Source organism: Candidatus Neomarinimicrobiota bacterium (assembly GCA_018647265.1).
Classification (GTDB): Bacteria; Fidelibacterota; Marinisomatia; order Marinisomatales; family TCS55; genus TCS55.
Map to the genome: position 1 here is coordinate 1 of JABGTK010000134.1, position 4,301 is coordinate 4,301.

A 4,301-nucleotide genomic window follows, 5' to 3' on the forward strand; every position below is an offset into this window, starting at 1 on the left:
CCTTCGATCCCCGGGAAGTTGATTAGTTGATCCCCCACGTAATATTTAAAATAATAAGTAGAAATCACCATCCCCGTGGAAGTAACCAAATATAGAAACAATGTTGCCAGTAAAAGGACAAACCATTCTCGATTCGCTAATAAATCCTTCAAATCTCTTTTGATTGAGGTAGGTTCTCTTTGAATAGGCTGAACCCGTTCATTGGTAGAAGCAAAAGTGAGGAAAAATAATCCTATGGCCATTACCCCTATAATTATCATACTTGTTTGCCAACCCTGAGCTTCATCGCCTGAACCAAGATAGATGGTCATGGGAAGTAATGCAGCGGAAATAATCAGCCCACCAACATAGGCGCCAATGTACTTGAATTGGGATACACTGGTTCTTTCTGCCCGATCGGGTGAAATGACACCCAATAGAGATGAATATGGTATATTGATGGCGGTATATAAGGTCATGAGCAGGATGTAGGTAATGTAGGCGTAAATGAGTTTGCCCCCATAATCATAATCCGGAACGGAAAATGTAAACACACCTATGACTGCCAACGGAATGGACATCCATATCAAATAGGGACGAAATCGCCCCCATTTTGTTTTTGTTCGATCAGCCAACATTCCCATTAGTGGATCATTAATACCATCCCAAATTCGTGCCACAAGAATCATAGTTCCCGCAGCGGCGGCGGTAATGCCAAAAACATCCGTATAAAAATATAAGAGATACAATGAAATGGTTTGCCAGTAAAGAACTGACGCCACATCACCTAAACTATAACCAATTTTTTCTTTAACCGGAACATATTTTTTTGGTATGATTGTGCTCAAATTAGTTCCAGTGCTTTTTGAATATATCCTGCATTACAGGACTTTGTTCATCCATGTCACCCAGTTCTTTTCGCAGATTTATTAATTCATTTTTCATGGACTGTATGATATCTGCATATTGGGGATTATTATAAGCATTTCGGATTTCTTTCGGATCTGTTTTCAAATCAAAAAATTCCCATGTAGGAATAGTCGATTCCTTCATGGCACCCTTCATCCCCAATGGTTGTCCATAAAAGAATGCTAGTTTATAGCGTTCATCCCTAATCCCGAAATGGCCCGGTCGCTCTGTGCGATGAAGCCAATATCTGTAATACATATTATTTCGCCAATCTTTAGGAGTCTTTTCCATCAGATTATTTCGAAAACTATTCCCTTGCCAATTATCAGGAATTTCGACACCAGCATAGTCCGCCATGAGCGCTGGGAAGTCAATATTCAGAATGATATCATTGATGCGAGTACCGCCTTTTATCTCCTTCGGATAACGAATCACAAATGGCATTCGAAGTGATTCTTCATAAATAAGTCGCTTGTCAAAGAACCCATGTTCTCCGAGGAAATATCCTTGATCAGCAGTATAAATAACAACTGTATTTTCAGCCAATCCAGATTCTTCGAGATAATCCAATAGCCGCCCAATATTGTCATCAATGGCGGCGCCACAGCGCATAAAATCCTTCACATATTTTTGATATATCTTTTTTCGAGCGGCAATCGAGTCTAAACCATCTAAAGAAAAAGGAAGATCAGGATAAGATGTCCAAAAATTTTCTGGATCAATTGTCGCCTGCACCATTCGTCCGCCAAGGATTTCTAGCTTTTGCCCTTTAAATGTTCGGCCAGTAGTTTTTGGTGAAAAGTCATAGAGTGATTCCGGTTCAGGGATTTCCACATTTCGATATAAATCTTTATGTCGTTGTGGAAAATCAAATGGCTCATGAGTTGCCTTAAAATGAGTCATCATGAGGAATGGTTTTTCTTCCTTCCTTTTGGATAGCCAATCGATGGTCAAATTGGTAATTACATCAGCTGAAAATCCACTATATTTTTTTCCACCCTTATATCCATCCTGCCAGTTTTCTTTGGACTTTAAAACAGGATTATGATAAACACCCTGTCCCGGCAACACATTATAATGATCAAATCCTTCTGGTTCTTTTACGAGGTGCCATTTCCCGATTACGGCAGTCTCATATCCGTTTTCTCTGAGGATGCCCGCAATATTCTTGCTCCCATCCTGCAAAGGCTCCCTAAGTGTATACACCTTGTTTTTATGGCTATATTGGCTTGTAAGAATCGCTGCTCGGCTGGGCGAACAAATTGAATTGGTACAAAATACATTATCAAGAACGGCACCTTCCGAAGCAAGTCGCTTGATATTATCTACTTTTACATAATCCTTAAGAATACCGTCATAGATTCCCCACGCTTGAGAAGTGTGATCATCAGACATAATAAAAAGGATATTTGGCCGTGATTCAATTGTTGTCTTTCCATATAAATTTCCAGAAAACGAAAGACTAAAAAGAAGAATGGTTAACATTTTAATAGATATAATATTTTCTTTGAAGGAAATCATATAACCTAAAAAATAAAATATATTTATTTTAAGCCGAGTGACGTTCAATCAACAGCGTTGGAATCTTGACGCACTCAATGGATGCATCCTTATCTTCAAGATGATCTAACAAAATTCGAGCAGTCTCATATCCGAGTTGTTCTTCATTTTGAGCCATTGCAGTAATTGGTGGATTTAATAATTCAAACACATGAATATTATCAAAGCTTACAAGAGCAATTTCATCTGGTATCTTTACTTTCATTTCTTCAAGATATTTATAAATGCGCATGGTTATTCCACTATCGCCGGAGTAGATGGCTGTAGCTAATTTATTGGTTATAATATCTTCTAAATTTTCTCTTATTGTTTCTTCTAAATTATTCAGATCAATTGTGCGAATAAGGTTTCTATCTTTTGGTATACCATGTTTATTCAGTGCTTTTTCATAGCCTAATTCCCGTTCTTTAATGGAAGTAATTTCTTCTCCAAGCCGCGAAAAATATGCTATTTTTTCATGTCCCTTTCCAATGAGGTATTCTGTCAATTCCTGGCTACCTTTTTCATTATCTGATACCACATAGCTACTTTTGATATGTTTCATATATCTATCTAATAAAACAAACGGTACTCCTTTGTTTTTTAAGCTGGAAATTTTGTTACTGTGTGGGGAGCGAGATGCAATAATTAGACCAGAAATCTGACGATTCAACAGAGTTTGAATTAATTTATCCTCTAAAAGAGGATCGCGGATAGAACTACACATAATTAAATAATAATTTTTTTCCAATGCCTTTCTTTCGACATAACTACAAATTGAAGCATAGTAAGGAATCGAAATATCTGGAACTATTATACCAATAGTATGGGATGATCCTGTCTTCAGACTTTGGGCAGCAACATTGGGCTCATAACCCAATTCGTCTGCAATTTTCTTGATTCGCTCAACTGTTTTTTTCGCAACCCCAGGTTGCCCTCGTAATGCACGAGAAACAACCGGATGGGAAACACCGGCGAGCTTTGCAATATCTTTAATTGTGAATGCCATTATTAATACTACTGCGTAATCATTAATTCAAATTCATTTGACAGCTATACTCTCAAGTTAACACACACGTGTTTTATTTCCCAAATAATATGAGAATTATTTTAATGCTTAGCAACCTTGAGATTTTGGGCCATCAGAGTTTATAGAGGATTTATTGTCAACCTATAGCAGTTTAATTATTATCGAGGGAAGTGCTACACTATCATCATAAATACACGTGTATTTATGATGTTCTATTGATTAATTATACGTGCTTGCTGGGGAATCTATTACTGAAATGTATAAAGAATTAAATATTTGTTCATTTATGAGAATAAACAGAATTACGTAAATTAATGACCGTTCTTAAATATCTTTGAAAAACATTTTTTGGGTTATAGAATGGGGGTGCGATGGGTGGAGGAGTAGCAAGCGGTCTATTACTTGGTCTAATTGGTTGGGGACTTGGCTACCTTATAGTTTCAAGTCTAGATGCTGAAGTCCCTCACCGCCATACAGCCAATTTAGACATAGCTCAAAGAAGAAATTTTGAAGATGGATACAAGTCCTATGTGAAAAAAACTAGAAAAGGCAAATTTAGTATGGGCGCCGGAATCGGGACGCTTACTGTACTTGTATTAGTTCTTAGTGCTAGTGAATAAAAGAGATTAATACATTATCAATTCCCCAGCTTTAGTTTAGGAATTAAAATTGTGGTTTTGACGACTTGCCGGTGTATTATTATTCTAACTTTGCGGAAGTCTAAAAACTTCCGCAAAGTTTCTTCATTTTAAATGTTCCCATTCGATTGACTTTCCCCGATTCCGTTTCCACAAATTCAGGAATAAAATAAATTTCTTTCGGTCGCTCATATTTTTCTAAATGC

The 4,301-nt window shown here is 37.1% G+C and carries 4 protein-coding genes; 1 reads left to right on the forward strand and 3 read right to left on the reverse strand.

Annotation, left to right across the window (positions count from 1 at the left end; genetic code table 11):
* The 3 genes from HN459_08195 to HN459_08205 form a co-directional block, all read right to left on the reverse strand.
* A partial coding sequence (locus HN459_08195; protein ID MBT3479425.1) for an MFS transporter occupies positions 1–818 on the reverse strand: 818 nt, incomplete at its 3' end.
* Between the two features lie 10 nt (positions 819–828).
* Positions 829–2,373, reverse strand: coding sequence for a sulfatase (locus tag HN459_08200; protein ID MBT3479426.1), 1,545 nt, complete (start codon positions 2,371–2,373; stop codon positions 829–831).
* Positions 2,374–2,437: 64 nt separating this feature from the next.
* Positions 2,438–3,436, reverse strand: coding sequence for a LacI family DNA-binding transcriptional regulator (locus tag HN459_08205; protein MBT3479427.1), 999 nt, complete (start codon positions 3,434–3,436; stop codon positions 2,438–2,440).
* A gap of 392 nt (positions 3,437–3,828) precedes the next feature.
* On the opposite strand from HN459_08205, the gene HN459_08210 reads away from it, so the two are divergent.
* Complete coding sequence (locus tag HN459_08210; GenBank protein ID MBT3479428.1) at positions 3,829–4,077, forward strand: hypothetical protein; 249 nt, start codon at positions 3,829–3,831, stop codon at positions 4,075–4,077.
* The last annotated feature ends 224 nt before the right edge of the window (positions 4,078–4,301 follow it).

Coding starts and splice junctions, on each gene's coding strand:
- HN459_08210 (MBT3479428.1), top strand. CDS start 3,829: ATGGGTGGAGGAGTAGCAAGCGGTCTATTACTTGGTCTAATTGGTTGG.
- HN459_08200 (MBT3479426.1), bottom strand. CDS start 2,373: ATGTTAACCATTCTTCTTTTTAGTCTTTCGTTTTCTGGAAATTTATAT.
- HN459_08205 (MBT3479427.1), bottom strand. CDS start 3,436: ATGGCATTCACAATTAAAGATATTGCAAAGCTCGCCGGTGTTTCCCAT.